The sequence below is a fragment of the Pseudomonas sp. P20 genome (genome assembly GCF_016463925.1).
Classification (GTDB): Bacteria; Pseudomonadota; Gammaproteobacteria; order Pseudomonadales; family Pseudomonadaceae; genus Pseudomonas; species Pseudomonas aeruginosa.
This window is the reverse complement of sequence record NZ_JAEMVM010000028.1, coordinates 128,547-155,543: the sequence shown is the minus strand read 5'-3', so window position 1 is coordinate 155,543 and position 26,997 is coordinate 128,547. Positions and strand designations below refer to the sequence as shown.

Annotated in this window: 25 protein-coding genes; 16 read left to right on the top strand and 9 right to left on the bottom strand. The window is 67.6% G+C overall.

The window, feature by feature from the left end; genetic code table 11:
• Positions 1-33 precede the first annotated feature (33 nt).
• Positions 34-1,644 (top strand): arylsulfatase AtsA, encoded by a 1,611-nt coding sequence (atsA, locus tag JHD77_RS26560; RefSeq protein WP_191519389.1) that lies wholly within the window; start codon positions 34-36, stop codon positions 1,642-1,644.
• A gap of 99 nt (positions 1,645-1,743) precedes the next feature.
• On the opposite strand, the gene JHD77_RS26555 is transcribed toward atsA, so the two are convergent.
• Positions 1,744-2,496: a 3-oxoacyl-ACP reductase family protein gene (locus tag JHD77_RS26555; RefSeq protein WP_003106691.1), complete on the bottom strand. Its 753-nt coding sequence runs from the start codon at positions 2,494-2,496 to the stop codon at positions 1,744-1,746.
• Positions 2,497-2,612: 116 nt separating this feature from the next.
• On the opposite strand from JHD77_RS26555, the gene JHD77_RS26550 reads away from it, so the two are divergent.
• From JHD77_RS26550 to siaD, 13 genes are all read left to right on the top strand, one after another.
• On the top strand, positions 2,613-3,545 hold the full coding sequence (locus JHD77_RS26550) for a LysR family transcriptional regulator (protein ID WP_003083951.1): 933 nt from the start codon (positions 2,613-2,615) through the stop codon (positions 3,543-3,545).
• Positions 3,546-3,725: 180 nt separating this feature from the next.
• Positions 3,726-4,910: a trichloroethylene chemotactic transducer CttP gene (gene cttP / locus JHD77_RS26545; protein WP_369700423.1), complete on the top strand. Its 1,185-nt coding sequence runs from the start codon at positions 3,726-3,728 to the stop codon at positions 4,908-4,910.
• 197 nt (positions 4,911-5,107) lie between these two features.
• On the top strand, positions 5,108-5,473 hold the full coding sequence (locus tag JHD77_RS26540; RefSeq protein ID WP_003083943.1) for a response regulator: 366 nt from the start codon (positions 5,108-5,110) through the stop codon (positions 5,471-5,473).
• 27 nt (positions 5,474-5,500) lie between these two features.
• Positions 5,501-7,420 (top strand): chemotaxis protein CheA, encoded by a 1,920-nt coding sequence (locus JHD77_RS26535; RefSeq protein ID WP_003162954.1) that lies wholly within the window; start codon positions 5,501-5,503, stop codon positions 7,418-7,420.
• On the top strand, positions 7,407-7,892 hold the full coding sequence (locus tag JHD77_RS26530; protein WP_003083938.1) for a chemotaxis protein CheW: 486 nt from the start codon (positions 7,407-7,409) through the stop codon (positions 7,890-7,892). Before JHD77_RS26535 ends, JHD77_RS26530 begins: the two co-directional genes overlap by 14 nt.
• A gap of 35 nt (positions 7,893-7,927) precedes the next feature.
• Complete coding sequence (aer2, locus tag JHD77_RS26525) at positions 7,928-9,967, top strand: aerotaxis transducer Aer2 (RefSeq protein WP_003112650.1); 2,040 nt, start codon at positions 7,928-7,930, stop codon at positions 9,965-9,967.
• A gap of 69 nt (positions 9,968-10,036) precedes the next feature.
• Positions 10,037-10,879: a CheR family methyltransferase gene (locus tag JHD77_RS26520; protein WP_003102222.1), complete on the top strand. Its 843-nt coding sequence runs from the start codon at positions 10,037-10,039 to the stop codon at positions 10,877-10,879.
• Positions 10,880-10,884: 5 nt separating this feature from the next.
• Positions 10,885-11,487, top strand: a complete 603-nt coding sequence (gene cheD / locus JHD77_RS26515; protein WP_003102220.1) for a chemoreceptor glutamine deamidase CheD — start codon at positions 10,885-10,887, stop codon at positions 11,485-11,487.
• Positions 11,488-11,506: 19 nt separating this feature from the next.
• Positions 11,507-12,556 carry a protein-glutamate methylesterase/protein-glutamine glutaminase gene (locus tag JHD77_RS26510; protein WP_003083922.1) on the top strand — a complete coding sequence of 350 codons (1,050 nt, stop codon included), beginning with the start codon at positions 11,507-11,509 and terminating at the stop codon, positions 12,554-12,556.
• Positions 12,557-12,818: 262 nt separating this feature from the next.
• A complete protein-coding gene (siaA, locus tag JHD77_RS26505; RefSeq protein WP_030047852.1) occupies positions 12,819-14,810 on the top strand; it encodes a biofilm regulation protein phosphatase SiaA in 1,992 nt (663 codons plus the stop codon).
• An 8-nt stretch (positions 14,811-14,818) separates the two neighbouring features.
• Positions 14,819-15,361, top strand: a complete 543-nt coding sequence (gene siaB, locus JHD77_RS26500; protein ID WP_003083916.1) for a biofilm formation regulator kinase SiaB — start codon at positions 14,819-14,821, stop codon at positions 15,359-15,361.
• Between the two features lie 26 nt (positions 15,362-15,387).
• A complete protein-coding gene (siaC, locus tag JHD77_RS26495; protein WP_003102215.1) occupies positions 15,388-15,768 on the top strand; it encodes a biofilm formation regulator SiaD modulator protein SiaC in 381 nt (126 codons plus the stop codon).
• A 6-nt stretch (positions 15,769-15,774) separates the two neighbouring features.
• The gene (gene siaD / locus JHD77_RS26490) at positions 15,775-16,602 is read left to right on the top strand and encodes a biofilm formation regulator diguanylate cyclase SiaD (protein ID WP_003083910.1); all 828 of its coding nucleotides are present in this window, start codon (positions 15,775-15,777) and stop codon (positions 16,600-16,602) included.
• A gap of 6 nt (positions 16,603-16,608) precedes the next feature.
• Here siaD and JHD77_RS26485 read toward each other — a convergent pair whose 3' ends face one another.
• The 4 genes from JHD77_RS26485 to JHD77_RS26470 form a co-directional block, all read right to left on the bottom strand.
• Entirely contained in the window at positions 16,609-17,199 is a 591-nt protein-coding gene (locus JHD77_RS26485; RefSeq protein WP_003102213.1) for an IMPACT family protein, read from the bottom strand.
• Positions 17,200-17,204: 5 nt separating this feature from the next.
• Entirely contained in the window at positions 17,205-17,870 is a 666-nt protein-coding gene (locus JHD77_RS26480; protein ID WP_003083903.1) for a TetR/AcrR family transcriptional regulator, read from the bottom strand.
• Positions 17,871-17,962: 92 nt separating this feature from the next.
• Entirely contained in the window at positions 17,963-19,369 is a 1,407-nt protein-coding gene (locus JHD77_RS26475) for a uracil-xanthine permease family protein (protein ID WP_191519388.1), read from the bottom strand.
• Between the two features lie 241 nt (positions 19,370-19,610).
• Positions 19,611-20,447: an outer membrane protein OmpK gene (locus JHD77_RS26470; protein WP_003102209.1), complete on the bottom strand. Its 837-nt coding sequence runs from the start codon at positions 20,445-20,447 to the stop codon at positions 19,611-19,613.
• Positions 20,448-20,515: 68 nt separating this feature from the next.
• Here JHD77_RS26470 and JHD77_RS26465 point away from each other — a divergent pair, with 68 nt between their 5' ends.
• Positions 20,516-20,773: a hypothetical protein gene (locus JHD77_RS26465; protein ID WP_109233049.1), complete on the top strand. Its 258-nt coding sequence runs from the start codon at positions 20,516-20,518 to the stop codon at positions 20,771-20,773.
• A 345-nt stretch (positions 20,774-21,118) separates the two neighbouring features.
• Here the strand turns inward: JHD77_RS26465 and JHD77_RS26460 are convergent, their stop codons facing one another.
• Positions 21,119-22,735 carry a gamma-glutamyltransferase family protein gene (locus JHD77_RS26460; RefSeq protein ID WP_003102206.1) on the bottom strand — a complete coding sequence of 539 codons (1,617 nt, stop codon included), beginning with the start codon at positions 22,733-22,735 and terminating at the stop codon, positions 21,119-21,121.
• Between the two features lie 77 nt (positions 22,736-22,812).
• On the opposite strand from JHD77_RS26460, the gene JHD77_RS26455 reads away from it, so the two are divergent.
• A complete protein-coding gene (locus JHD77_RS26455; protein ID WP_003083886.1) occupies positions 22,813-23,610 on the top strand; it encodes an AraC family transcriptional regulator in 798 nt (265 codons plus the stop codon).
• A gap of 28 nt (positions 23,611-23,638) precedes the next feature.
• Here JHD77_RS26455 and JHD77_RS26450 read toward each other — a convergent pair whose 3' ends face one another.
• From JHD77_RS26450 to JHD77_RS26440, 3 genes are all read right to left on the bottom strand, one after another.
• Positions 23,639-24,973 (bottom strand): OprD family porin, encoded by a 1,335-nt coding sequence (locus JHD77_RS26450; RefSeq protein ID WP_031756515.1) that lies wholly within the window; start codon positions 24,971-24,973, stop codon positions 23,639-23,641.
• 586 nt (positions 24,974-25,559) lie between these two features.
• Positions 25,560-25,745, bottom strand: a complete 186-nt coding sequence (locus JHD77_RS26445; RefSeq protein WP_191519387.1) for a hypothetical protein — start codon at positions 25,743-25,745, stop codon at positions 25,560-25,562.
• 115 nt (positions 25,746-25,860) lie between these two features.
• Positions 25,861-26,799, bottom strand: coding sequence for a LysR family transcriptional regulator (locus JHD77_RS26440; RefSeq protein WP_191519386.1), 939 nt, complete (start codon positions 26,797-26,799; stop codon positions 25,861-25,863).
• Between the last annotated feature and the right edge of the window lie 198 nt (positions 26,800-26,997).

The following is a 26,997-nucleotide window of genomic DNA, read 5'->3' as shown; positions in this document are numbered from 1 at the left end:
CACCTTCTCCTCCCATCCAGACGAGACCCGCGCATGAGCAAACGCCCCAACTTCCTGGTGATCGTCGCCGACGACCTGGGCTTCTCCGATATCGGCGCCTTCGGCGGCGAGATCGCCACGCCGAACCTCGACGCCCTGGCCATCGCCGGCCTGCGCCTGACCGACTTCCACACCGCCTCGACCTGCTCGCCGACCCGCTCGATGCTGCTCACCGGCACCGACCACCACATCGCCGGGATCGGCACCATGGCCGAGGCGCTGACCCCGGAACTGGAAGGCAAGCCGGGTTACGAAGGGCATCTCAACGAGCGCGTGGTGGCGCTGCCGGAGCTGCTCCGCGAGGCCGGCTACCAGACCCTCATGGCCGGCAAGTGGCACCTCGGTCTGAAGCCGGAACAGACGCCCCATGCACGCGGTTTCGAGCGTTCCCTCTCGCTGCTGCCGGGCGCCGCCAACCACTATGGTTTCGAGCCGCCCTACGACGAAAGCACTCCGCGCATCCTCAAGGGTACGCCAGCGCTCTACGTGGAAGACGAGCGCTACCTCGACACGCTGCCGGAGGGCTTCTATTCCTCCGACGCCTTCGGCGACAAGCTGCTGCAATACCTCAAGGAGCGCGACCAGAGCCGGCCGTTCTTCGCCTACCTGCCGTTCTCCGCGCCGCACTGGCCGCTGCAAGCGCCGCGGGAGATCGTCGAGAAGTACCGCGGTCGCTACGACGCCGGTCCAGAAGCGCTGCGCCAGGAACGCCTGGCCCGGCTCAAGGAGCTGGGCCTGGTGGAAGCGGACGTCGAAGCCCATCCGGTGCTCGCCCTGACCCGCGAGTGGGAGGCCCTGGAGGACGAGGAACGGGCTAAGTCGGCGCGGGCGATGGAGGTCTACGCGGCGATGGTCGAGCGCATGGACTGGAACATCGGCAGGGTCGTGGACTACCTGCGCCGGCAGGGCGAGCTGGACAACACCTTCGTCCTGTTCATGTCCGACAACGGCGCCGAAGGCGCCCTGCTGGAGGCGTTCCCGAAATTCGGCCCGGACCTGCTGGGCTTTCTCGACCGGCACTACGACAACAGCCTGGAAAACATCGGCCGCGCCAATTCCTACGTCTGGTATGGCCCGCGCTGGGCCCAGGCGGCCACCGCACCATCGCGCCTGTACAAGGCGTTCACCACCCAGGGCGGGATTCGCGTGCCAGCGCTGGTGCGCTACCCGCGGCTAAGCCGGCAGGGTGCGATCAGCCATGCCTTCGCCACGGTGATGGACGTCACCCCGACCCTCCTCGACCTCGCCGGTGTCCGCCACCCAGGCAAGCGCTGGCGCGGCCGCGAGATCGCCGAGCCGCGCGGCAGGTCTTGGCTGGGCTGGCTTTCCGGCGAGACCGAGGCGGCCCACGACGAGAACACCGTGACCGGCTGGGAGCTGTTCGGCATGCGTGCGATCCGCCAGGGCGACTGGAAGGCGGTGTACCTGCCGGCCCCGGTGGGCCCGGCCACCTGGCAGCTCTACGACCTGGCCCGCGACCCGGGCGAGATCCACGACCTCGCTGACAGCCAGCCGGGCAAGCTGGCGGAGCTGATCGAGCATTGGAAGCGATACGTCAGCGAGACCGGTGTCGTAGAGGGGGCTTCGCCTTTCCTGGTGCGATAAGCGGAACCTCTCCCCTCGCCCTCTCCCTTCAGGAGGGAACGTCTGGCCAGAAGGTCGGGGAGAGGGGCTACTTCGCCGGGTGGAACGAGGCGACCCGGGTCAGGCCGAGAAACCGCCATCGATGGTCAGGCTGGCCCCGGTGATGTAGGCCGCTTCCGGCCCGGCCAGGTAGGCGACGAAGCTGGCGATTTCCTCGCTGCGGGCGTAGCGCGGCAGCGCCATCAGGCCCTTGAGGGCCTCGGCGAAGTCGCCGTCGTCCGGGTTCATGTCGGTATCCACCGGACCCGGCTGCACGTTGTTCACCGTGATCCCGCGCGGGCCGAGGTCGCGGGCCAGGCCCTTGGTCAGGCCGACCAGCGCCGACTTGCTCATCGCGTAGGTGGCGCCGCCGGCGAACGGCATGCGTTCGGCATTGGTGCTGCCGATGCTGATCACCCGCCCGCCGTCGCCCATGTGCTTGACCGCCGCCTGGGTGGCGACGAAGACGCTGCGCACGTTGATCGCCAGGGTCCGCTCGAAGTCGGCCAGCGGCAGCTCTTCCACCGAACCGAGGGCGAGGACGGCGGCGTTGTTGACCAGGATGTCGATGCGTCCGAAGCGAGCCGCCGCTTCGTCGACGGCGGCGACGAGCGCCGCCGCGTCGGCGCTATCGGCATGCAGGGCCAGGATGCTGGCTCCGGCGCCTTCGAGTTCGGCCGCCAGGGCCCGGGACTTGTCCGCCGAGCTGACGTAGGTGAAGGCGACGCTGGCGCCTTCGGCGGCCAGCCGACGAACGATGGCGGCGCCGATGCCGCGGGAACCGCCCTGGACGAAGGCGACTTTGCCGGCGAGGGATGCAGAGGATACGGACATGGAAATCTCCATCGGAGTGGATAGACAGGCCCCGAGTTTCCGTCGTCCATTGCAGACCTGGTAGCGGGTAATCGCTATATTCAGCCGATACCAATGGTTTATGCGGGCCCTTTCCCATGGAAACCCTCAGCAACATCCAGTGCTTCGTCCGCAGCGCCGAGGCCGGTAGCTTCGCCGAGGCCGCCAGGCGTCTGGGCCTGACGCCGGCCGGGGTGGGCAAGAACGTCGCCCGCCTGGAAAGCAACCTCGGCGTGCGCCTGTTCCAGCGCAGCACCCGGCGCCTGACCCTGACCGAAGCCGGGGAGCGTTTCCTGCAAGAGGTCGGCGGCAGCCTGGAGGGCATCCAGACCGCTCTCGCCAACGTCTCCAGCGTCGGCAACCAACCCAGCGGCACGTTGAAGGTCAGCATGGGGCTGGCCTTCGGCCGCGACTACATCCTGCCGCTGCTCGGCGAGTTCCTCGAACGCTATCCCGACATCGTGCCCGACTGGCATTTCGACAATCGCCAGGTGGACCTCATCGGCGAAGGCTTCGACGCCGCCATCGGCGGCGGTTTCGAACTGCCTCCCGGGGTGGTGGCGCGCAACCTGACGCCGGGCCACCTGATCCTCCTCGCCTCGCCCGCCTACCTCCGCGACAAGCCGCCAATCCGCCATCCAGGCGACCTGGGCGGCTTCGACGGGATCCGCATCCGCTCGCCGCAGACCGGCCGCGTGCGCTCCTGGCCGCTGCGCCGGCGCAACGGCGAGGAGGCGCCGATAGAGCTGCGCGAACGCATGACCATGAGCGACCCGGAAGCCACCTGCGAGGTCGCCGCCATGGGCCTGGGCATCACCCTGGTATGCATGCAGCACGCCTATGCCTACCTGGAGTCCGGCGCCCTGGTGCGGGTCCTGCCGGACTGGTACGTCGACGCCGGCAACACCAGCCTCTACTACGCGGCGAACAAGCTGCTACCGGCCAAGACCCGGGTCTTCGTCGACTTCGTCGTCGACTACTTCCGCCGCCAGGACCTGGCCCGGCGCTTCTCCGCCTTCCCAACCGGCTAGCGCCAGCCATCCGTCGCCTCGGCAAACGGGAAAAGGCCCTGGCACCGGCCTCGCCGGAAAAACGGCAGTTTGACATTACCGATTGGGACTCTAGTTTTAGAAAACGCCGCCGACGAGCTTGGAAGGCGTCTTCCGCACGGTCCCGAGGGACCGCCTGGAAGCCCTGCTCCGATCCGGCACATGGAGTGCAGCATGCGCGAGTCCCTCGGTGTTTCGTTACCATCCCGGCCCCTGCTGCTGAAGCTGGGCCTGCTTTCCCTACCCTGGGCGTTGTGCGCCGGGCTGCATGCCGTCGGCCTCGGCGTCTGGCTGGTCCTGGCGCTCGGTTGGTTCGCCAGCCTGGCCATGCTCGTCCTCCTCCTGCGCGCCCCTCGGCAAGCGGTAGCGAATGCCAACCCGCAGGCGGATACCGCTTCGCCGGCCTGGAGCGCGGCGCAACGGGCGCTCGCCGACGAAACCGCGCAACTGGACGGTCACGCCCGGCAGATCGACGAACTGCTGCATTCGGCGATCCGCCAGCTCAGCGACAGCTTCCACGGCCTCGCCGAACGCATCGATACCCAGCGCGGCCTGTCCCATTCGCTGATCGAGCGCTACGACGGGCGCGGCCAGGTCGACGAAGGCATCAACTTCCAGGACTTCGTCAGGACCACCCAGCAGACCCTCAGCCTGTTCGTCGAGGCTACCCTGGAAACCAGCCGGACCTCGCAGCAACTGGTGGAACGCATGGACCAGGTGCGGCTGAAGATCACCGAGATCCTGCAGTCGACCCAGGACATGGACGCCATCGCCAAGCAGACCAACCTGCTCGCCCTCAACGCCGCCATCGAGGCCGCCCGAGCCGGCGAGAGCGGCCGCGGCTTCGCCGTGGTCGCCGATGAAGTGCGCGCGCTGTCGACCCGCTCCACGGAGTTTTCCGCCGCCATCCGCAAGCACGTCGACGTGGTCCACCACGAGATCCAGGACGCCGAGAGCGCGATCTCGCAACTGGCCGACAAGGACATGTCCTTCGCCCTCGATTCCAAGCACAAGATCCAGGGCATGCTCGATGACCTGGAGGCGATGAATCGGCACACCCTGAAGGTCATCCACGAACTGGACCGGCTCTCGCTGGAAGTCGGCCAGGGCGTCGACGCGGCGGTCACCGCCCTGCAATTCCAGGACATGGGCAGCCAGTTGCTCGGCCAGATGCGCAAGCACCATGCGCGTCTTGGCGCCTTCGCCCTCGGCCTCGGCGCGCTGGAGGCGCGACCGCGCCAGGAATGGCCCGAACGGGTCGCACGGGAGGTCGAGGAACTGCGCCGGCCCTTGCCCAGCCCGGTGAGCCAGAACAGCGTCAACGTGGGCGAAGTGGAATTGTTCTGAGGGGTATCGATAGCCAATCCGTCTAACCGGATAACTATCCGACGAGAAACCGGCGCCAATAATTGAAATCCACCGGACATTGTCTTTACTGGAACTAGCAAAGGGCCATCAGAGCCCTCCGTCACAGCCACCTGGCACACACCACCTTCGCCGCCGAGCTTGGCGCTGCGGTAGGGACACCGTGAGGACGCAAGACCATGGGCAAACCGATTCTGATCGTCGACGACTCGGCGTCTATCCGCCAGATGCTGAGCTTCACCCTGAAGTCCGCCGGCTACGAGGTGGACGAGGCCGCGGACGGCAAGGAAGGCCTCGGCAAGGCCCAGAGCAAGAGCTACAGCCTGGTGTTCACCGACCAGAACATGCCGAACATGGACGGCCTGTCGCTGATCCGCAGCCTGCGTAACCTGGCCGGCTACCGCAGCGTGCCGATCCTCATGCTGACCACCGAATCGAGCGACGCGATGAAGCAGCAGGGGCGCAGCGCCGGCGCCACCGGCTGGCTGGTGAAGCCGTTCGACCCGCCGAAACTGCTCGAAGTGACGCGCAAGGTCCTGCCCTGATTCCCGTTCCCCCGCGGGGGAGGTCCCATGCCCCAGGATATGAGCCAGTTTCTCCAGGTGTTCTTCGAGGAAACCGAGGAACACCTGGCCACCCTCGAACTCCTCCTGATCGGTCTCGACCTGGACCGGCCGGACAGCGAGACGCTGCACGGCATCTTCCGCGCCGCGCATTCGATCAAGGGTTCCAGCGGAATGTTCGGTTTCGACGACATCACCGCCGTCACCCACGAACTGGAGACCCTGCTCGACCGCATCCGCTGCGGCCAGATGCACCTGCGGCCGGACATGATCAGTTCCTTCCTCGAAGCCCGCGACGTGTTGCAGCGCCTGCTCGACGCCCATCGCAGCGGCAGTCCCGACCCCGGGGTGCCGTTACTGGAGACGGTCGAGCGGCTGCGCGGCTGGCTGCGGGTGCCGGAGCAGGAAGCGGCGGAGGAAGGCTTCGGCCTGTTCGACGACGCGCCCGCCAGGGAAACCGCGGACGACGATGCCTTCGGCTTCTTCGACGAAGGCCCGGGCGCTCCGGAACGAGCGGCCGCGCCGGAAGCGTTCGGGCTCTTCGACGAGGCGCCCGGCGCACCGGCCGCGAGCGAAGCGTTCGGCCTCTTCGATGAGGCACCGGGTTCCCCACCGGCGGAGGAACGCGCCTTCGGCCTGTTCGACGGCGCCCCCGGCAGCCCCGCCGCGCCCAGTGCGCCCGCGCAAGCCGTCGCCGCGCCGGCCAGGGGCGCAGTCGCGCCCGTGCGTGGCGACGGCGAGTCCGGCTCGATCCGGGTCAGCGTGGAAAAGATCGACAGCCTGATCAACCTGGTCGGCGAACTGGTGATCACCCAGGCCATGCTCGGCCAGCTCGGCGAGCAGCTCGACCCGAGCCGCCACGAGCGCCTGCAGCACGCCCTGGCCCAGCTCGAACACAACACCCGCGACCTGCAGGAGTCGGTGATGTCGATCCGCATGCTGCCGATCAACTTCATCTTCAGCCGCTTCCCCAGGCTGGTGCGCGACACCGCCACGCGCCTGGGCAAGCAGGTCGAGCTGCACCTGCACGGCGAGCACACCGAACTGGACAAGAGCGTGATCGAGAAACTCAGCGATCCGCTCACCCACATCGTCCGCAACAGCATCGACCACGGCATCGAAACGCCCGCCGAACGCCTCGCCGCCGGCAAGCCGGCGAGCGGCACGGTGAAGCTCGCCGCCAGCCACCAGGGCGGCAGCGTGGTGGTGGAGGTTTCCGACGACGGTCGCGGCCTGTCGCGTCCGCGTATCCTCGCCAAGGCCCGCGAGCGCAACCTGCCGGTGCATGACGGGATGAGCGACGCCGAGGTCTGGCAACTGGTGTTCATGCCCGGCTTCTCCACCGCCGAGGCGGTCACCGAGCTGTCCGGACGCGGCGTCGGCATGGACGTGGTGAAGCGCAACATCGGTGCCATGGGCGGGCGCATCGACATCGACTCGGCGCCCGGCATGGGCACTCGCATCGGCATCCGCCTGCCGCTGACCCTGGCGATCCTCGACGGCCTGATCGTCGCCGTCGAAGCGGTCAACTACGTGATTCCGCTGACCTACATCGTCGAGTCGCTGCAGGCGCGCAGCGACGACGTGCGCGGCCTCGGCGGCGAAGACAACGCGATGATCCGCGTACGCGGCGAGTACCTGCCGCTGTTCAGCCTGCACGAGCTGTTGCGCATCGGCGGCGAAGCGCCGGCGCCGGAGCAGGGCATCGTGGTGATCCTCGAGTCCGAGGGGCGCAGCTTCGCCCTGCAGGTGGACGAACTGGTCGGCCAGCAGCAGGTGGTGATCAAGAGCCTGGAACAGAATTTTCGCCGTGTGGAGGGTATCGCCGGCGCCACCATCATGGGCGACGGCAGCGTCGCCCTGATTCTCGACGTCGATGCGCTGCCACGCCTGGCGGCGCGGGAGGACACCGCCGATGAACGGCACTGAGGCAAGCCAGGCGAACGGCCCGGCGCAGGAATACCTGACCTTCACCCTGGGCCGCGAGGAGTACGCCATCGACATCCTCCGCGTGCAGGAGATCCGCGGCTACGACCAGGTCACCGCGATCGCCAACGCGCCGCCCTTCATCAAGGGCGTGATCAACCTGCGCGGGGCGATCGTGCCGATCGTCGACCTGCGCATCAAGTTCCACCTCGCCGAGGTCACCTACGACCCGTTCACCGTGGTGATCATCCTCAACATCGGCCGGCGCATCGTCGGCGTGGTGGTGGACTCGGTATCCGACGTGATCGCACTGGGCGGCGACGCGATCAGGCCGCCGCCGGAGTTCGGCGCCAGCTTCGACACCGAATACCTGCTCGGCCTGGCCACCGCGGGCGAGCGCATGTTGATCCTGGTGGACATCGAGAGACTGATGACCAGCCGCGAAATGGCGCTGGTCGACGAAGCCGCGGCCTGAGCGGCGCCAACGAGGGATAGGCAGGGGATATCGAAATGGGTCTGTTCAATGCACATGCGGTGGCGCAGCAACGCGCCGACCGGATCGCCACGCTCCTCCAGTCGTTCGCCGACGGCCAGCTCGACACCGCCGTCGGCGAGGCCCCGGCGCCCGGCTACGAGCGTCTCTACGACAGCCTGCGGGCGCTGCAGCGGCAACTGCGCGAACAACGCGCCGAACTCCAGCAGGTGGAAAGCCTGGAGGCGGGGCTGGCGGAGATGAGCCGCCAGCACGAAGCCGGCTGGATCGACCAGACGATTCCCGCCGAACGCCTGGAAGGTCGCGCGGCGCGCATCGCCAAGGGCGTCAACGAACTGGTGGCCGCGCACATCGCGGTGAAGATGAAGGTGGTCAGCGTGGTCACCGCCTACGGCCAGGGCAACTTCGAGCCGCTGATGGACCGCCTGCCGGGCAAGAAGGCGCAGATCACCGAAGCCATCGACGGCGTTCGCGAACGCCTGCGCGGGGCCGCCGAGGCGACCTCGGCGCAACTGGCCACGGCGGCCTACAACGCGCGGATCAAGAGCGCGCTGGACAACGTCTCGGCCAACGTGATGATCGCCGACAACGACCTCAACATCATCTACATGAACCGCACCGTCAGCGAGATGCTCGGTCGCGCCGAAGCGGATATCCGCAAGCAACTGCCGAACTTCGACGCCGGCCGCCTGATGGGCGCCAACATCGACGTGTTCCACAAGAATCCGGCGCACCAGCGGCACCTGCTGGCCAACCTCACCGGCGTGCACAAGGCCGAGCTCAACCTCGGCGGCCGGCGCTTCTCCCTCGATGTGGTGCCAGTGTTCAACGACGCCAACGAACGCCTCGGCTCCGCCGTGCAATGGACCGACCGCACCGAGGAACACCGCGCCGAGCAGGAAGTCTCGCAACTGGTGCAGGCGGCGGCGGCCGGCGACTTCAGCAAGCGCGTCGAGGAGGCCGGCAAGGAAGGCTTCTTCCTCAGGCTGGCGAAGGACCTGAACAGCCTGGTGGATACCGCCGACCGCGGCTTGCGCGACGTCTCGCGGATGCTCGGGGCGCTGGCCCAGGGCGACCTCACCCAGCGCATCGAGGCCGACTACCAGGGCACCTTCGGCCAGCTCAAGGATTTCTCCAACGACACCGCACAAAGCCTGTCGCGGATGCTCGGGCAGATTCGCGAGGCCGCCGACACCATCAACACCGCCGCCAGCGAGATCGCCAGCGGCAACGCCGAACTGTCGGCGCGCACCGAGCAGCAGGCGTCGAGCCTGGAGGAAACCGCCTCGAGCATGGAAGAACTGACCAGCACGGTGAAGCTCAACGCCGAGAATGCCCGCCAGGCCAACTCGCTGGCGGCCAATGCCTCGGAAGTGGCGACCCAGGGCGGCACCGTGGTGCAGAAGGTGGTCAGCACCATGTCCTCGATCAACGAGTCGGCGCGCAAGATCGCCGACATCATCGGGGTGATCGACGGCATCGCCTTCCAGACCAACATCCTCGCCCTCAACGCCGCGGTCGAGGCAGCCCGCGCCGGCGAGCAGGGCCGCGGCTTCGCGGTGGTCGCCGGGGAAGTGCGCACCCTCGCCCAGCGTTCCGCCGCCGCGGCCAAGGAGATCAAGACGCTGATCTCCGACTCGGTGGACAAGGTGGAGAACGGCAACACCCTGGTGGCCCAGGCCGGACAGACCATGAGCGACATCGTGGTGGCGATCCGCCGGGTCACCGACATCATGTCGGAGATCGCCGCCGCCTCCGCCGAGCAGAGCACCGGCATCGAAGAGGTGAACAGCGCGGTCTCGCAGATGGACGACATGACCCAGCAGAACGCCGCGCTGGTGGAGGAAGCCGCGGCCGCGGCCGAGGCCATGCAGGAGCAGGCGGGCCTGCTCAACCAGTCGGTGGCGGTGTTCAGGCTGGACACTCCGCCGAGCGTGGTCCAGCTCGCCAGCGCGCGGCCGTCCGCGCCACGCCCCAGCGCGCCGGCGCCGCTGGCCCGCAGCGGCATGGCGCGGGCCAGCAAGGCGCGCAAGGAAGACGGCTGGGAAGAGTTCTGAGACCACGCCGCGCCTCCGCCAGGCGGAGGGCGGCAAGCCCTTAGGGTCGACCAGGGAAACCCGACGCCAATGCCCACCTCCACGCCTTCGCCGGTGTTCGGCAACCAGGAGTTCCACTACACCCGCGAGGACTTCCAGCAAGTACGCGAGCGGCTCTACCGGCTGACCGGCATCAGCCTGGCCGAGAGCAAGGCGCAACTGGTCTATAGCCGCCTCTCGCGGCGCCTGCGCCTGTTGCGGCTCGGCAGCTTCGCCGAATATTTCACCCACCTCGACCGCGAGCCGGGCGAGCAGCAGTTGTTCGTCAACGCGCTGACCACCAACCTCACCGCATTCTTTCGCGAACGCCACCACTTCCCCCTGCTCGCCGACCTCGCCCGCCGCCAGTTGCAGCGGCATCGCCCGCTGCGCATCTGGTCGGCGGCGGCGAGTACCGGCGAGGAACCCTATTCGATCGCCATCACCCTGGTGGAGGCGCTGGGCAGCTTCGATCCGCCGGTGAAGATCGTCGCCTCGGACATCGATACCGGAGTGCTCGACTGCGCCCGCCAGGGCGTCTATCCGCTGGAGCGCCTGGAGCAGATGCCGGCGCCGCTGAAGAAACGCTTCTTCCTCCGCGGCACCGGGCCCAACGCCGGCAAGGCGCGGGTGGTGGAGGAACTGCGGCAACTGGTGGAGTTCCGCCAGATCAACCTGCTGGAGGCAGACTGGTCGATCGCCGGGGAACTCGACGCGATCTTCTGCCGCAACGTGATGATCTACTTCGACAAGCCGACCCAGACCCGCCTGCTGGAACGCATGGTGGCCCTGCTGCGGCCGGAGGGCCTGTTCTTCGCCGGGCATTCGGAGAACTTCGTCCACGCCAGCCACCTGGTGCGCTCCGTCGGCCAGACCGTCTACAGCCCGGCCTGATCGCGATGAATCTCCAGGCCCGGGAAGGCGCGCCGCTGAACCGCTACTACGATCCGTACTTCGCCTGCGATGCGGTGAAGCTGTTGCCCGGCGAATACTTCGCCAGCGGCGAAGACCTGGTGATCGTCACCGTGCTCGGCTCCTGCGTCTCGGTGTGCCTGCGCGACCCGCTCAACGGCATCGCCGGGATGAACCACTTCATGCTCCCCGAGCGCGGCCTCGGCGGCGACCCGGCCTCGCCGTCGGCGCGCTACGGCAGCCACGCCATGGAACTGCTGATCAACCGCATGCTGGCCCTCGGCGCCAGCCGCGAGCGCCTGCAGGCCAAGGTCTTCGGCGGCGGCTCGGTACTGCGCCAGATCAGCGCCGCCATCGGCCAGCGCAACGTCGAGTTCACCCTCGACTACCTGGCCACCGAGCGTATCCCGCTGCTCGCCAGCGACGTGCTGGAGGCCTTCCCGCGCAAGATCTACTTCTTCCCGCGCAATGGCCGGGTCCTGGTGAAGTCCCTGGTGGAGCTGAAGAACGACACCGTGCTGCAGCGTGAACGCGACTACCGCCGCCGTATCGACCGCAACGCGGACGGCGGCCCCATCGACCTGTTCTGACTCTCCGGGAGAGCCCGCCATGCCCATCAGTGTCCTGGTCGTCGACGATTCCGCCCTGATCCGCAGCCTGCTCAAGGAGATCATCCAGGCCGACCCGGAGCTGCGCCTGGTCGGCTGCGCGCCGGACGCCTTCGTCGCCCGCGACCTGATCAAGCAGCACGCGCCGGACGTGATCAGCCTCGACGTGGAAATGCCGCGAATGGACGGCCTGACCTTCCTCGACAAGCTGATGAAGGCGCGGCCGACCCCGGTGCTGATGATCTCCTCGCTCACCGAGCGCGGTTCCGAAGCCACCCTGCGCGCGCTGGAACTGGGCGCGGTGGACTTCATCGCCAAGCCCCGGCTGGGCATCGCCGAAGGCATGCAGGCCTATGCCGAGGAAATCCGCGCCAAGCTCAAGACCGTCGCCCGCGCCCGCCTGCGCCGCCGTGCGGCGGACGCGCCGGCGCCGCCGGAAAGCGCGGCGCCGCTGCTCAGCACCGAGAAGATCATCGCCCTCGGCGCCTCCACCGGCGGCACCGAGGCGCTCAAGGAAGTGCTGCTCGGCCTGCCGGCGCACAGTCCCGGGGTGGTCATCACCCAGCACATGCCTCCCGGCTTCACCCGCAGCTTCGCCGAGCGCCTGGATCGCCTGACCCGGCTCAGCGTCAGCGAAGCGCGCGACGGCGACCGCATACTGCCCGGCCACGCCCTGGTCGCGCCGGGCGACCACCACATGGAGGTGCAGCGCTCCGGCGCCAACTACGTGGTGCGTTTGAACCGCCAGGCGCAGGTCAACGGCCACCGCCCGGCAGTGGACGTGATGTTCGAGTCGCTGGCTCGCTGCGCCGGGCGCAACCTGCTCGCCGGCCTGCTCACCGGCATGGGCAAGGACGGCGCGCGCGGGCTCCTGGCGATCCGCCAGGCCGGCGGCTACACCCTGGCCCAGGACGAGGCTACCTGCGTGGTCTACGGCATGCCCCGCGAAGCGGTGGAACTGGGCGCCGCGGAAGACGTGCTGCCGCTCGAACGGATCGCCGCCGCGCTGCTCCAGCAAGCCGCCCGGCGCGGCAGCGGCAACCGCCTCTGAGCGGGATCCTGGCCGGCCCGCTGCGCTTTTTCGCCGCCCCCCGCAACCTCCCCCGCCGAGACCCCGCCGACGACAGGCCCGAACCACGGGCCTTTGCCTGCTCGCCATCATTGTGACGTCAAATTAATGGCGAAATAAAACCAAATTACGTTGCCTGAAATAATGCACATCTGCACAATTGGCCCTTTCGCCAAAAGTTCGACACACGCTTTCGATCCATGATTTCGGCCGCGGGCCGGGCGAGAAACTGATAGGGATAGCCATGGCGGCGAACTGGGGGTTGCGCGGCAAATCGGTGGTGGCGCTGTTGCTGGCCTGTGCCCTGGCACTGGTCCCGGCGGTGCTGCTGGGCTGGCGCGCGATGGACGACATCCGTACGCACTTCGGCCTGGCCTACGCGAAGAACTTCACCCTGCTGCACCGGCAGAAGATCCTCGCCCCGGTCTCCCGCGAACTGGCGTTGTCGCGCCGTTTCGCCGAATCGGTGGTGACCCGCGACTGGCTGCTGAAGGAAGACGACCCGGCGCGCCGCGCGCTGTTCTTCCGCGAGGCCGAGGGCTACCGCGGCGACTTCCGCGACCACGCCTACTTCATCATCGCCAGCGGCTCCCACCACTACTACTTCAACGACGGCCGCCAACCCTACAGCGAACGGCCGCGCTACACCCTGGAGGCCGGCGACCCGGAAGACGCCTGGTACTTCAATACCCTGCGCAACAGCGCCGCCTACAACATCAACGTCAATGTCGACAGCAAGCTGAACCTGACCAAGGTCTGGTTCAACCTGGTGATCCGCGACCAGGGCCGGCCCATCGGCCTGGCCGGCAGCGGCCTGGACCTGAGCGGCTTCCTCGACGACTTCATCATCGCCCGCGAGCCGGGCGTGACGCCGATGATCGTCGGCGACGACGGCGCCATCCAGGCCCACCCGGACCGCCGCCTGATCGCCTACAGCTCCGCCGCCGGCGGCGCCAGCGAACGCCACCGGGTGTTCGACCTGCTCGACCAGCCGGAACAGCGCGACGCCCTGCGCGAGGCCATGCGCCTGGCCCGCGCCAAGGCCGGCTCGGTGCACTGCCTGTGGGCCGGCCTCGACGGCCGCCAGCAACTCTTCGCCGTGGCCTACATTCCCCAACTGCGCTGGTACGTGCTCACCGCCGTCGACCTGCACGCCGCCCAGGTCCTCGACAACCGCTGGCTTTGGCCGCTGGCGGGCACGTTCCTGCTGTTGCTGGTGGCCCTGCTGCTGGGCTTCGCCTATGCCGTCGAGCGCCTGCTGTTGCGCCCCCTGCGCAGCCTCAAGCGCTCGGCCAAGGCGATCGCCGCCGGGCGCTACGACACGCCGCTGCCGCTGGCGCGCCAGGACGAGATCGGCTCGCTGTCGAAGGCCTTCGCCAGCATGGCCGACCAGGTCCGCCGGCACACCGCCGAGCTGGAAGACAAGGTCCAGGAGCGCACCCAGGCGCTGGAGGAAGCCAACCGCGAGATGGCCGCCGCGCAGAAGAAGATCGGCGACAGCCTCGACTATGCCAGCCTCATCCAGCGCGCGATCCTCCCCGACCGCCAGCTCAGCGCCACCCTCGGCGAGCATCACTTCATCCTGTGGAAACCGCGCGACGTGGTCGGCGGCGACTTCTACGTGTACCGCGAGCAGACCGACGGCTACCTGATCGGCGTGGTCGACTGCGCCGGTCACGGCGTGCCCGGCGCGCTGATGACCATGCTCGCCCGCGCCGCCATCGACCACGCCATCGAGGCGGTGGGCAGCCGCGACCCGGCGGCGATCCTCGGCGAGACCGACCAGGCGATGCGCAGCATGCTCAGCCAGGAGCAGATCCCCCAGGCGCTGGCCACCAACATGGATGCCGGGCTGGTCTGGGTCGACCGCCGGCGCCGCCAGCTGGCCTTCGCCGGGGCGAAGATCTCGCTGTACGCCAGCGACGGCGAGGAGGTCCAGGAACTCAAGGGCGCGCGCCGGGCGATCGGCGACAAGCGCCGTGGCGACTACCGCAACATCGAGGTACCGCTGGCGCCGGGCTGGACCTTCTACCTGAGCACCGACGGTTTCCTCGACCAGGCCGGCGGCGAACACGGCTTCGGCTTCGGCAGCCGGCGCTTCGCCGACATGCTCCGCGACCACGCGCGGCAGCCGCTCCCCGAGCAGGCCGAGGCCTTCGTGGCGACGCTCGCCGAGTACCAGGGCGAGCACCCGCAACGCGACGACATCACCATCCTGTCCTTCCGATTCGACTAGGGGCACCCATGGAAACGCTAGACCTGCTGGCCATGCGTGAAAGCTACACCCGCCAACGCATCCTGCTCTGCTTCAACGGACCGATCTCGCGCAGCCTGATCGAGGAGATAGGCCACGCGCTGCGCAACTACCTGCACGCCGAACAGGCCAAGCCGAGCGAAGCGATGGACGTCTTCGCGGTGTACATCGAGATGACCCAGAACATCCGCCACTACGCCAATCTCAAGGGCTACGGCGAACACGAGGCGGCGGCCACGGTAGCCATCGCCCGCAACGAGGACGGCCACTACGTGGTGTCCGCCGGCAACCTGGTGGAACGCGACGACGGCCAGAGCCTGGTGCGCAGCATCCAGGCCATCGCCAACCTCGACAAGGCCGCCCTCAAGGCCGCCTACAAGGAGCAGCTACGCCGCCCGCGCGACAGCGGCTGCGCCAGCGGAGCCGGTCTCGGCCTGCTGGACATCGCCCGCAAGTCCAGCGAACCACTGGCCGCATCGCTGAAGGAACAGCCCGACGGGCGCGCCTTCTTCAGCCTGCGCGCCGTGATCTGACCCCGTGTTTTAGGAAGAACACCATCATGAGTGACCTGCACATACCCGGCACCCAGTCCACGCCCGCCATCCAGGGCGACTGGCAGGCCGGACGCCTGTCCATGCAAGGCGATTCCTACCCGGAAAACTCCTATGAACTGTTCGGCCAGGTGATCGACTGGGTCGAGCGCTTCCTCGCCGCCGGGCAGCGGCCGCTGGAACTGGACCTGCGCCTGCTGTACCTGAACACCAGTTCGATCAAGGCCATGATGGACATCCTCGACCTGCTCGAAGAGGCCCACCAGGGCGGTCGTCCGGTCAGCCTGCGCTGGCACTACGACCGGCGCAACGAACGGGTCGCGGAGCTGGCCGAGGAGTTCCGCGAGGACTGCAGCTTCCCCTTCGCCATCCAGGCCCACGACGAGTAGCCGACGATGAGCCGCGAACGCGAACTGGACGCCTGGATCGACGGCCTGCTGGCCGATCCGCAGTTCCACGGGCATCCGCTGCACCAGGCGCTGGCCCGCCTGCGCCAGCAATCGCTGGAGCAACTGGTGCGGCTGGAGCGCATCGCCCGGATCTCCGACGGATTCCAGTCGATGGCGCGGGAGCAGAACCTGTCGCTGTCCGAGCGCTACCACAAGCAGCTGCGGCGCCTGGAAAAGGTGGCGCGGATCTCCGACCGCTACCAGCAGATGATGCGCGACCTCAACCTGGCGCTGAAGGAAGCCTCGATCCGCGACCCGCTGACCGGCCTGCCCAACCGACGCATGCTGCTGGAGCGCCTCAGGGAGGAGAACGAACGCTCCCAGCGCCACGGCCAGAGCTACGTGCTGGCAATGCTCGATGTGGACTTCTTCAAGCAGGTCAACGATACCTGGGGCCACGACAGCGGTGACCGGGTGCTGGTGGAAATCGCCCGGGCCATGGAGTCCGAGCTACGCGAATACGACCTCTGCGGCCGCTGGGGCGGCGAGGAATTCCTCCTGCTGCTGCCACAGACCCGCCTGCAGGACGCCGGCCCGGTACTCGAGCGGGTGCGCGACAGCGTACGGACCCTGGCGGTACGCGTCGGCACCGAGGCGCTGAGCGTCACCGCCAGCGTCGGCGTTACCGAACACCGCATCGGCGAAACCTATTCGCAGACCGTCAATCGCGCCGACGCCGCACTGCTCGACGCCAAGCGCAGCGGCCGCGACAAATGCGTGTTCGCCGCGCTCCCGCCGCTTCCTGCCCCTTCCCGCCCGGCTCCAGCGCGCTGAGCCTCCTCAGGCGTCCAGCCGCTGCGGCCGCACCTGGCCTCGGCTGAGGTCCACCAGCAGCGCCTGAAGCGCCTCGAAGCGCGCCACCGGCAACTCCAGGGTCAGGACGACGCCGTCGGCGCCGTAGTCTTCGGCCGCCACGCTGGCGCCCAGCGCCAGGCTGCGCGCCTTGAGCAGCGCGTGGTCGGCGAAGGCACAGGCGAAGCGCACCCGACAGCGCTCGACCAGCTCGCTGCGCGGCGCCTGCTGCAGGCACTTGGCCGCGCCGCCACCATAGGCGCGGGCGAGGCCGCCGGTGCCGAGCTTGATGCCACCGAACCAGCGGCTGACCAGCACCGCCACGCAGTCCATGTCCTGTCCCTCGATGGCCGCCAGGATCGGCCGCCCGGCGCTGCCGCCGGGTTCGCCGTCGTCGCTGAAGCGGTACTGCGCGCCGCACTTCCAGGCCCAGCAGTTGTGTCCGGCGGAAGCGTCGCGGTGGGCGGCGATGAACGCCTGCGCCTCGTCCTCGTCGGCCACCGGCGCGGCGATGGTGTGGAAGCGGCTCTTGCGGATTTCCTCGCGGTATTCGGCGAGGCCTTGCAGGGTGCTCGGCATCGCGTTCAGGCCGCCGGCGGGGTCAGTCCGCAGCCCTTGAGGATGATCCGCACCAGGTTGTCGGCGGCGGCGGCGAAGTCCTGCCTGGACATGCGCTTGCGGCCGGTGACCAGGCCGATCTGGCTGGCGAAGTCGGCGTAGTGCTGGGTGCTGCCCCAGAGCAGGAAGATCAGGTGCACGGGATCCACCGGGTCCATCCGGCCGGCGGCGATCCAGGCCTCGAATACCGCGGCGCGGCCGCGGAACCAGCTGCGGTAGTCCTGGTTGAAATGCGCGGTGAGGCACTCGCCGCCGCTGATGATCTCCATGGCGAAGATCCGCGAGGCCAGCGGGTAGCGGCGGGAGAACTCCATCTTGGCGCGGATGTAGCGGGCCAGCGCCTCGGCCGGATCGTCGTCGACGCCGAGGGTGTTGAAGGTACTGTCCCAGAGTTCGAGGATGTTGCTCAGCACCGCCGTGTAGAGGCCCAGCTTGTTGCCGAAGTAGTAGTGCAGGTTGGCCTTGGGCAGGCCGACGTTCTGCGCGATGGTGTTCATGCTGGTGCCCTTGAAGCCGTGGCGGGCGAACTCCTCCTCGGCCGCGGCGAGGATCGCCTCCTCGTTCTTCTGGCGGATGCGCCCGGCCGGCTTGTCGCGGGCGGCCGGGTCGTGGGCGGGCACTGTCAGGGTCATGCGCAGGTTTCCATCGGCGTGATCCCCGCGTTGATACCCCAGCCCGGCCGCGGGACACAAGCCAGGCGCGGAAAAATTTGCAAACGCCCGTATCAACCCAGCGGCTTGCGCCAGCGCGCCAGGGCGCCGCCCTTCGCGCTGGCTTGCGCCGCTTCGGCAACGCGCTCCTCGGGCAGCAGCAGGTTGAGCAGGATGGCGGTGATGCCGCCGCTGGTGATCGCCGAGTCGAACAGGGTCTTCACCACCGCCGGCATCTGGTCGAGCAGGGTCGGCTGCGCGGCCACGCCGAGGCCGACGCCGAACGAGGCGGCGATGATCAGCACGCTGCGGCGGTCCATTGCGGTCTGGCCGAGAATGCGGATGCCGGCGGCGGCGACGCTGCCGAACATCACCAGGGTGGCGCCGCCGAGTACCGGCTTGGGGATCTGCTGGAGGATCGCGCCGACCCAGGGGAACAGGCCGAGCGCCAGCAACACGCCGCCGATGTAGATGCCGACGTGCCGGCTGGCCACCCCGGTGAGCTGGATCACCCCGTTGTTCTGCGCGAAGGTGGTGTTCGGGAAGGCGCTGAAGGTGGCTGCCAGCAGGCAACTGACGCCGTCGCCGAGCACCCCGCCGCGCAACCGCTGCAGGTACGCCGGCCCCTCCAGGGGTTGCCGCGAGAGCATGCAGTTGGCGGTCAGGTCGCCGACCGTCTCGATGCTGCTGATCAGGTAGATCAGCGCCACCGGCAGGAAGGCCATCCAGTCGAAGGCGAAGCCGAAGCGGAACGGCTGCGGCAGGCTGACCAGCGGCAGCTCGGGCAACGCCCGCGGAACGAACAGGCCGGTCGCCCAGGCCGCCAGGGTACCCAGCGCCAGGCCGATGACGATGGCGGCCAGGCGCAGCCAGGGCAGGCGCGAGCGGTTCAGCAGGACGATGCTCAGCAGCACCAGCGCGCCCAGCGCGAGATTGGCCGGTGCGCCGAAGTCCGTGGCCCCGGCTCCGCCGCCGAGGTCGGTGATGCCGACCTTGATCAGGCTGACGCCGATCAGGGTGATGACGATGCCGGTGACCAGCGGCGTGATCACCCGGCGAAGATGGCCGAGGAACCGACTGAGGACGATCTGCACGAAGGCGCCGAAGAAGCACACGCCGAAGATCATCGCGAGGATCTCCTCGGGACCGCCGCCGCGCTGCTTCACCAGCATCCCGGCGGCCAGCACGGCGCCGAGGAAGGCGAAGCTGGTGCCTTGCAGGCAGATCATCCCGGCGCCGATGCCGAACGGCCGGCGCGCCTGGATCAGGGTGCCGGCGCCGGAAACCATCAGCGCCATGCTGATCAGGTATGGCAGGTGCTCGCCGAGGCCGAGCAGCGAGCCGATCACCAGCGGCGGAGTGACGATACCGACGAAGCTGGCCAGCCCGTGCTGTAGCGCGGCAAGGAAGGCGGGAAGCGGGCGCGGCCGGTCGTCGAGGCCGTAGATGAGGTCGTTGGGGCGCTGGTCTTCGCTATGCATCGGGCCGTCTCAAGTGGCGCTCCTCGGACAGGAGGAGGATGCACGGCTTCTGCAAAAAGCTGTCCAGGTGATCAGCTTATTCCTGCCGCTCAGGCTGCAGGGCGCGCCCGGCGTGGGTCGAGCGAACAACGGGAGGCAAACGCAAGGACGACGAAGGCGACCGTCGCGCACCGTGCCGATGCACGGCGCGCAATGACGGGGCGCGCTGGCGGGGCCCGGCCGGCAGCCCCGCGCGACGGACTCAGAAGTGGTACTTGACCAGGAAGCTTGCGGTGTTCTGGTCGGTGGTGAAGTACTGCGAGTCCTTCACACCGTACTTGTCGGACCAGTAGTCGTACTCCAGGCCCACGTACAGGTGCTTAGGCTCGTAGCCGAGGGCCTTGCCCAGGTCGTACTTGACCTGTGGGTTGAAGTGCAGGTTGGCGTGATAGTCGCTCTGGTTGCGGCGGCTGGTGCTGGCGCTCTTGTTGTTGATCACCCAGTCCATGTAGCCGTCGATGAGGATGTCGGAGTTGCCCACCGGAATGGTGTAGGACCACACCGGGGTGATCTGCCAGGCGCCGGCGCGCACGCGGTTGCCGTCGGGCTTGCGGTAGTAGAAGTTGAGCTGGAAGTAGTCGAAGCCGGGGATCGCCAGGTCGAAGCCCGGGCCGAGCAGGTAGGCCTCGGTGTCGCCTTCGCCGAACTCGTAGGTGCCGGCCAGCAGCACGTCCTTAACCGGGCCGAAGGAGAGGTCCGCTCCGGTGAGCTTGCCGAAGCTCAGGCGCGGAGTGATCTCGCCGTAGTAGGTGTTCTTGCCGTTGCTGGCGTCTTCCTTGCCGTTGTAGTTGATCTGGTCGAAGAAGATGAACAGGTCGCCCCAGGTCCAGCCGCTGGCATGTTCCAGGGTGAAGGTCTGCTGGATCGGCGGGTTGATCTTGAAGTTCTTGCCGTAGAGGTAGGTCAGGCTCTCGTTGTGCCAGAGCAGCGGCCCCGAGTCGGTCTCGTGGGTCGGCGTCATGTCATGGTCTTCGGCGACAGCCTGGCCTGCGGCCAGCAGCCCCCCGGCTAGCATCACGGTGGCGAGTGTGCGGCTCATTGAAACGCTCCTGGAGTGAATAGCTTTTTTTCTAGTGGGCGAACCTGTCCGAGCGGTCAGGCCTCGCCATGGATAGCAAGAACGAAGCCAAGACGGCGCGGGCGCTTCGCCGGGTTTCCAACGGCGAAGGGAACGCCTGTTTTTTCAGTGTTCTGGACAAAGGCGGCGAAATGCCTCCAACCTCTCTACGACGGCAAAAACCTGACCCCAAGGACAGTTTCTGCCTTGCGCTGGTGCGTGGTCGGGAGGGGCGTGCTCGACTTTGGGATGGCAGCGCGAAGAAAACTGGATACACAAAAGCGTTTTGTGACAAAAAGAATCAGTAGGATTTTGTACACAAAACACTGCGTGGTATTTCTACACATCACCGCCCCGGCGTTCGGGCGAGAAGCGGCGCGGATGATGCCAGAGACGGCGGGCGGAATTCATCCCCGAATGGGGTTTTTCGTCGGGTTTCAGGACGCCCGGACGTAAATTCGCCAGGGCCTGGGAGACTCCGGTGGCATGACATCCAGAAGGCGCTCTCGATGTCGCGTAGCGGAGCGCGCTCGAGTACGGGTCGCCTGGCAGCCTATGCCTGCCGGGACTTCTTGCTTCGCCATCCGCAGGGCGGATACGCCTTGGGCGTTATCCGCCGGACAGGTCTCCCCGCCTCACCCACATGGGTCCCCTCACCACACCGCGATCTGCGAATCGGTGCGCGGCTCGGTGCCGCCACAGAGCACGCCGCTGGCCGGGTCGCGCAGGACGATCTGGCCGCGCCCGTAGCTGGTCGAGTCGTAGGCGATCTCCACCTGGTGCCCACGCTGCGCCAGCTCCGCCGCCAGCGCGCGCGGCGCGGCATGTTCGATGCCGACGCGCAGCCCGCCCAGCCACTGCCAGCGCGGCGCGTCGAGGGCAGCCTGGGGGTTGAGGCCGAAGTCCACCAGGTTCATCACCATCTGCACGTGGCCCTGCGGCTGCATATAGGCGCCCATCACGCCGAACGGGCCGAGCGGCACGCCGTCCTTGCTGAGGAAACCGGGAATGATGGTGTGGAAGGTCTGCTTGCCCGGCTCCAGGCAATTCACGTGGTCCGGATCGAGGCTGAACTCGGCGCCGCGGTTCTGCAAGGCGATGCCGGTGCCGGGCACCACCACGCCGGAGCCGAAGCCGTGGTAGTTGCTCTGGATGAACGAGACCAGGTTGCCCTCCTCGTCGCCACAGGCCAGGTACACCGTGCCGCCCGGCCTCGGCTGGCCGGGGCTGGGATCGAGCGCGCGCTCGCCGATCAGCGCACGGCGGCTGGCGGCGTAGTCCTCGTGCAGCAGTTCCTCGACCGAGACCCGCATCGACTGCGGCTGGCTGATGTAGTGCAGCCCGTCGACGTACGCCAGCTTCATCGCCTCCAGTTGGCGATGCCAGGTCCGCGCGCAGTCGCGCTCGCCGAATTCGAAGCCCTTGAGGATGTTCAGGGTCATCAGGGCGATCAGGCCCTGGCCGCTCGGCGGAATCTCCCAGACGTCATAGCCACGGTAGTTCAGTGAGATCGGTTCGACCCACTTCGCCTGGTAGCCGGCCAGGTCCTCCGCGCGCAGGTAGCCGCCGCTGCGCTCGGCGTGGCCGACGATGGCCCTGGCCAGCTCGCCGCGATAGAAGCTTTCGCACTGGCTGCGCGCCAGCTCGTCCAGGGTGTCGGCCTGGCCCGGCTGGCGGAACACCTCGCCGGCGCGCGGCGCCCGGCCGTCGATGAGGAACTCGTCGAACCAGGCCCGCAGCTCGGGCCGCTGCGGCAACGCCGCGCGGAACTTGTCCAGGCCGCTCTGCCACAGGCGGGCGATCACCGGCGAGACCGGAAAGCCATCGCGAGCCAGCTCGATCGCCGGCCGCAGCAGTTGTTCGAACGGCAATTTGCCGAAGCGCCGCGACAGTTCGCCCCAGGCCGCCGGACAGCCCGGCACGGTGACCGGCGTCCAGCCGTACAGCGGCATCCGCTCGTGGCCGGCGGCGCGCACCCGCTCGCGATCGAGCAGGCCCGGCGCGCGCCCGCTGGCGTCCAGGCCGTGCAGGCGTCCGCGGGTCCAGACCAGGGCGAAGGCATCGCCGCCAATCCCGCAGCCGGTCGGCTCGACCACCGTCAGCGCGGCGGCGGTGGCGATCGCCGCGTCGATGGCGTTGCCGCCACGGCGCAATATCTCCAACCCGACCTGCGCCGCCTGCGGCTGCGAGGTGGCGACCATGCCGCGGCGGGCATGGACCGGCGAACGTTGCGAGGCGTAGGGAAGCGCGTGGGCGGAGAAGTCGAGCATCGGCGTGGGCTCCGGGAAACTTGAGGCGGCAGGTTAGCCCTGCCAGACTCTGCCGACTAGCGACACGACGCCAAGTCATGACGATGAACGGACAGCCTGCGGAACTGCACCGCCCGATTCCCACCCTCGCCCGCCTGCCACGGCCGGTCTACGCGCGCGCCGAAAGCCTGCGCGCCGGCTCCTGGACCTCGCGCCACCGGCACGCCTGGGTACAGCTTTCCTACGCCATCAGCGGCGTGCTCGGCGTACATACCGCCGAGGGCAGCTTCTTCGCCCCGCCGCAGCGGGCGATCTGGATTCCGGCGCAGCTGGAACACGAGGTGGTCACCTCCACCCGCGCCGAGATGCGCAGCCTGTACATCCGTGGCGACGCCTGCGCCTGGGCGCCGACGCGTTGCCGGGTGCTGGAGGTGACGCCGCTGGCGCGCGAGCTGATCAAGAGTTTCTGCGAGTTGCCGGTGGACTACCCGGAGGGCGACAGCGCCGAATCGCGGCTGGTGCAGGTGCTGCTGGACCAGTTGCGGCTGCTGCCGGAGGTCGCCTTCTCCCTGCCGATGCCGCGCGAGCCGCGCCTGCTGCGGCTGTGCCAGGCACTGATCGACGAACCGACCCAGAGCCTGACCATGGGCGACTGGGCGCAGCGCCTGGGCACCTCGGAAAAGACCCTGTCGCGCCTGTTCCAGCGCGAGACCGGGATGAACTACCGGCTCTGGCGCCAACGCCAGCGCCTGCTCGCCTCGCTCAACGCGCTGGAAGCCGGCGACAGCGTCACCGGCGCCGCCCTGGACAGCGGCTACGACTCGACCTCGGCCTACATCGCCGCCTTCAAGGGACTCTTCGGCTTCACTCCCGGCGAACTGTTCCGCCAGCGCTGAGCCCGGCGAAGGGCCCAGCGCGCGGGGCTCAGAACACGTCGATGGGATAGTCGACGATCACCCGGTATTCGTCGATGTCGTTGTCCACCGCGCTGTAGCCGCCGGTGCCGCGGTGGGTGGCCCAGCGCAGGCGTAGCGAGAGGTCCTTGGCCGGACCGCCCTGGACCACGTACTGCAGGTCGAGGTCGCGTTCCCAGTGCTTGGCGTTCTTGCCGTCGGCGCTGTACCAGCCGCCGTAGCCGGGGCTGTCCGGATCGACCCGGGTCAGGTCCAGCTTGCCGCGCGAGTACGAGGCCGAGGCGCTCAGGCCGGGTAGGCCGAGGGCGACGAAGTCGTAGTCGTATTGCAGCTTCCAGGACTTCTCGTTGGGACCGTTGAAGTCGGAATACTGCTGCGAGTTGTCGAGGAAGATGCTGTCGCCCTGGTTGATGTAGTCGAACGGCGTGTTGCCGTTGACCTTCTGCAGCACCGCGGTGACGGTGTGCTGCCTGTAGCCGACCGCGAAATGCAGGCTGTAGGTGTTGTTGTCGATCCGGCCGAGCAACGAGTCGCCGCTGTCGACGGTCTTGTAGTAGTGCGCGCCGGGGTTCAGCGACCAGTTGTCGTCGATCTCGTAGGTGTAGTCGACGTCGGCGTAGTACTGCTTCCAGACGTTCTGCAGTTCGGCGGCGTACAGGCTGCTGGTGAAGCCCTCGATGCCGCCCCAGGTGCCGCCCAGCCAGCTGAGATGATGGCTGTCGCGGTCGCCCGGCAGTTCGCCGTAGTACGAGCCGAGGCGACGGTGGCCACTCTGGTTGTAGTACCTGGTGAAACTGACCTGGCCAGCCGTGAGGGTCAGGTCCTCGAAACTGTTGTTGGTCAGGCTCACACCGCGGAAGGTCTGCGGCAGCATGCGCGACTCGCCGCCGGCGACCACCGGGTTGCTGAGGAACTGGTCGCCCAGCTTCAGCTCGGTGTCGAAGGCGCGGATCTTCAGCGCCGCCCCGCCACTGGAGAACTCATCGGGTGCCTTGCCGGATTCGTAGCCTTCCTTGCTCGGCGCGGTGATCGGCAGGATGCTGGTGCCGCCGGTACCGCCGCCGCCGTCGAGCTTCAGCCCGAGCATGCCGTAGGCGTCGACGCCGAAGCCGACCACGCCGGGCGTGTAGCCGGACTGAAAGGTGGCGATGAAGCCTTGCGCCCATTCCTTGCTGTCGTGCCCGGAAGCGTGCCGGCGGTCATGGTTGAAGTAGTAGTTGCGGGTCAGCAATTGGAGGCTGGAGCCTTCGATGAAGCCTTCTTTGGCTTCCCCCTCATCGGCCCAGGCGGCGGACGCGGTGCACAGCGCCAGCGCCATCGGCGTCAAGGCGAACAGATTCCTCATTGCGGTTGCTCCTTCTTACAGCGTGGTGAAATCCGGCAAGGCCGGAAAGCGTGTTGTGGTGTCGTTCCCGGCGACGCTTCTGCTGGCGTCGCGCGGGCGATCGCTCCCATGGGGCGCCCAGCCGGGCGCAACCCGAAAAAAAAGGTCGCTGGTATCAGCGGCCTTGAGAAGACGTCGAATAGGAGCAATCAAAGTTCGGCGTCGGGAAGTCTTGCCAGTGTATTTCCGGACACTGGAAACCGGCTGGAACGCAGTCGGACTCTTCTATTGAAAGTCTCTTCGACTCATCGGGCTTTAGGCTTTCCACGTCCCGCTCTTGCATGGCGAGATCGATGAAGACAGAACGAATATCGTCGACAGCCAGCGACAATTATCCATTGAGCTGGCGCGATTATATTTTTTTGCCACTATCGGAAAAACCCGATATCCAACGAAAGTCTTTTACATATTCTGCAAGAATTGTCCGAACGGTCAGGAAGGCAAAAAAAACGCCGCATATCATATGCGGCGCAAGGACAGGGTACCCAGGCTCACGCTTCCCGAGTACCCGGGGGAAGCCATGGCGCGGCTGGCGCCATGCGCTAGATCAGGAGTCGCTGCGGGCCCCGGCCTGCGCGGCGGAGGCGGAAAGTTCCTGCTGGTGCTCGATGGCCTGCTGGTTGGCGTCGACCATGCGGTTGGTCATCAGCGAGGACTCTTCGGCGAAACCGGCCTGGGAAAATGCGAGGAAAAACAAACTGAGTATGGCGGCAGCAAGGATCTGGCGATTCATGGCGGGTCTCCGATGACACCCTGTTCACTTGGGACAGGCGCCATATTAGTTAACCGCCATGCTCGGAAAAATAGCCAAACAGACGAGAGAGTATTACCTCAATAACAACAATCCTTCACTGTGCCCAGTAACTTGAACTTTGCATGGTAGTTTCGTCGCGGGCGAATGCCTGGGGAAGTTCCTGTTGCAACAGATCGACCCAGGTGCGGATCTTCGCGTCCAGGTAACGCCGCGAGGGATACAGCGCATAGATGGTCCGCTGGTGCATGGCATGGCCGGGCAACACCCGTAGCAGCTCGCCGTTGCGCAGCGCCGCGGCCGCCACGTAGCTGGGCAGCAGGGCGATGCCGAGGTCGGCCTTGGCCGCCTGGGCCATGACCTCGGCGACATTGACCATGAAGGTGTTCTGCGGGCTGACGGTGCGCTCGCCCTGCTCGTCGGCGAAGATCCAGCCCTCCGGGTAGGCCGGGTCCTGCAGGCGCAGGCAGACGTGGCGCTCCAGGTCGTCCACCGAGCGTGGCACGCCGTGCTGCTGCAGGTAGCCGGGACTGGCGCAGAGCACGCTGTGGATGCTGCCCAGGCGCTGGGCGACGAACTCCGAGTCGGGCAACTGGCGCTCGCCGGTGATCAGCACATCCTGGCCTTCCTCGAGCATGTCCGGGTTGCGCTGGGACAGGGTCAGCTCGATCACCACGTCGGGGAACAGTGCGCCGTAGCGGGCGATCATCGGCACCAGGTGATGCTGGCCCATGCCCATCAGCGACTGCACGCGCAAGCGGCCGCAGGGGCGGATGTGCGCGCCGGCGGCTTCGGCCTCGGCGACCTCGATGTCCTCGAGGATCCCGCGGCACCGTTCCAGGTAACGCTCGCCGGCTTCGGTCAGGGCCAGGCGCCGGGTGGTGCGGTGCAGCAGGCGCGTCTGCAGGTGCACCTCCAGGTCGGAGATCAGCCGCGATACCTGCGCGGTGGACAGGTCCAGGGCCTGGGCGGCGGAAGTGAAGCTGCCGCTGTCCACCACCCTGGCGAACACGCGCATGCCTTGCAATGTGTCCACTATTACCTCGGTTGCAAAACAGATTCGTAAATTGGTCGGATTTTCCCTGACGCCGGGCTGCCTATACTGGCCGCCGTCGCCGTAGCAACGCCGGGCATACCCTGCCCGGCGTCGGGGCGGATGGCCCACCCGCCGTCCGCTCTCCTTCCCCCCGCACAGACTCTGCTACGGCGGCGCCCCCTTCCCCTTACGCCGCGC

Coding starts and splice junctions, on each gene's coding strand:
- JHD77_RS26535 (WP_003162954.1), top strand. CDS start 5,501: ATGCCCCAGGATATGAGCCAGTTTCTCCAGGTGTTCTTCGAGGAAACC.
- JHD77_RS26530 (WP_003083938.1), top strand. CDS start 7,407: ATGAACGGCACTGAGGCAAGCCAGGCGAACGGCCCGGCGCAGGAATAC.
- JHD77_RS26470 (WP_003102209.1), bottom strand. CDS start 20,447: ATGAGCCGCACACTCGCCACCGTGATGCTAGCCGGGGGGCTGCTGGCC.
- JHD77_RS26445 (WP_191519387.1), bottom strand. CDS start 25,745: ATGAATCGCCAGATCCTTGCTGCCGCCATACTCAGTTTGTTTTTCCTC.
- JHD77_RS26510 (WP_003083922.1), top strand. CDS start 11,507: ATGCCCATCAGTGTCCTGGTCGTCGACGATTCCGCCCTGATCCGCAGC.
- JHD77_RS26485 (WP_003102213.1), bottom strand. CDS start 17,199: ATGCCGAGCACCCTGCAAGGCCTCGCCGAATACCGCGAGGAAATCCGC.
- aer2 (WP_003112650.1), top strand. CDS start 7,928: ATGGGTCTGTTCAATGCACATGCGGTGGCGCAGCAACGCGCCGACCGG.
- JHD77_RS26455 (WP_003083886.1), top strand. CDS start 22,813: ATGACGATGAACGGACAGCCTGCGGAACTGCACCGCCCGATTCCCACC.
- JHD77_RS26475 (WP_191519388.1), bottom strand. CDS start 19,369: ATGCATAGCGAAGACCAGCGCCCCAACGACCTCATCTACGGCCTCGAC.
- siaB (WP_003083916.1), top strand. CDS start 14,819: ATGGAAACGCTAGACCTGCTGGCCATGCGTGAAAGCTACACCCGCCAA.
- JHD77_RS26465 (WP_109233049.1), top strand. CDS start 20,516: ATGGATAGCAAGAACGAAGCCAAGACGGCGCGGGCGCTTCGCCGGGTT.
- JHD77_RS26460 (WP_003102206.1), bottom strand. CDS start 22,735: ATGCTCGACTTCTCCGCCCACGCGCTTCCCTACGCCTCGCAACGTTCG.
- JHD77_RS26540 (WP_003083943.1), top strand. CDS start 5,108: ATGGGCAAACCGATTCTGATCGTCGACGACTCGGCGTCTATCCGCCAG.
- JHD77_RS26555 (WP_003106691.1), bottom strand. CDS start 2,496: ATGTCCGTATCCTCTGCATCCCTCGCCGGCAAAGTCGCCTTCGTCCAG.
- siaD (WP_003083910.1), top strand. CDS start 15,775: ATGAGCCGCGAACGCGAACTGGACGCCTGGATCGACGGCCTGCTGGCC.
- cheD (WP_003102220.1), top strand. CDS start 10,885: ATGAATCTCCAGGCCCGGGAAGGCGCGCCGCTGAACCGCTACTACGAT.
- JHD77_RS26480 (WP_003083903.1), bottom strand. CDS start 17,870: ATGACCCTGACAGTGCCCGCCCACGACCCGGCCGCCCGCGACAAGCCG.
- cttP (WP_369700423.1), top strand. CDS start 3,726: ATGGAGTGCAGCATGCGCGAGTCCCTCGGTGTTTCGTTACCATCCCGG.
- JHD77_RS26450 (WP_031756515.1), bottom strand. CDS start 24,973: ATGAGGAATCTGTTCGCCTTGACGCCGATGGCGCTGGCGCTGTGCACC.
- JHD77_RS26550 (WP_003083951.1), top strand. CDS start 2,613: ATGGAAACCCTCAGCAACATCCAGTGCTTCGTCCGCAGCGCCGAGGCC.
- atsA (WP_191519389.1), top strand. CDS start 34: ATGAGCAAACGCCCCAACTTCCTGGTGATCGTCGCCGACGACCTGGGC.
- JHD77_RS26520 (WP_003102222.1), top strand. CDS start 10,037: ATGCCCACCTCCACGCCTTCGCCGGTGTTCGGCAACCAGGAGTTCCAC.
- siaA (WP_030047852.1), top strand. CDS start 12,819: ATGGCGGCGAACTGGGGGTTGCGCGGCAAATCGGTGGTGGCGCTGTTG.
- siaC (WP_003102215.1), top strand. CDS start 15,388: ATGAGTGACCTGCACATACCCGGCACCCAGTCCACGCCCGCCATCCAG.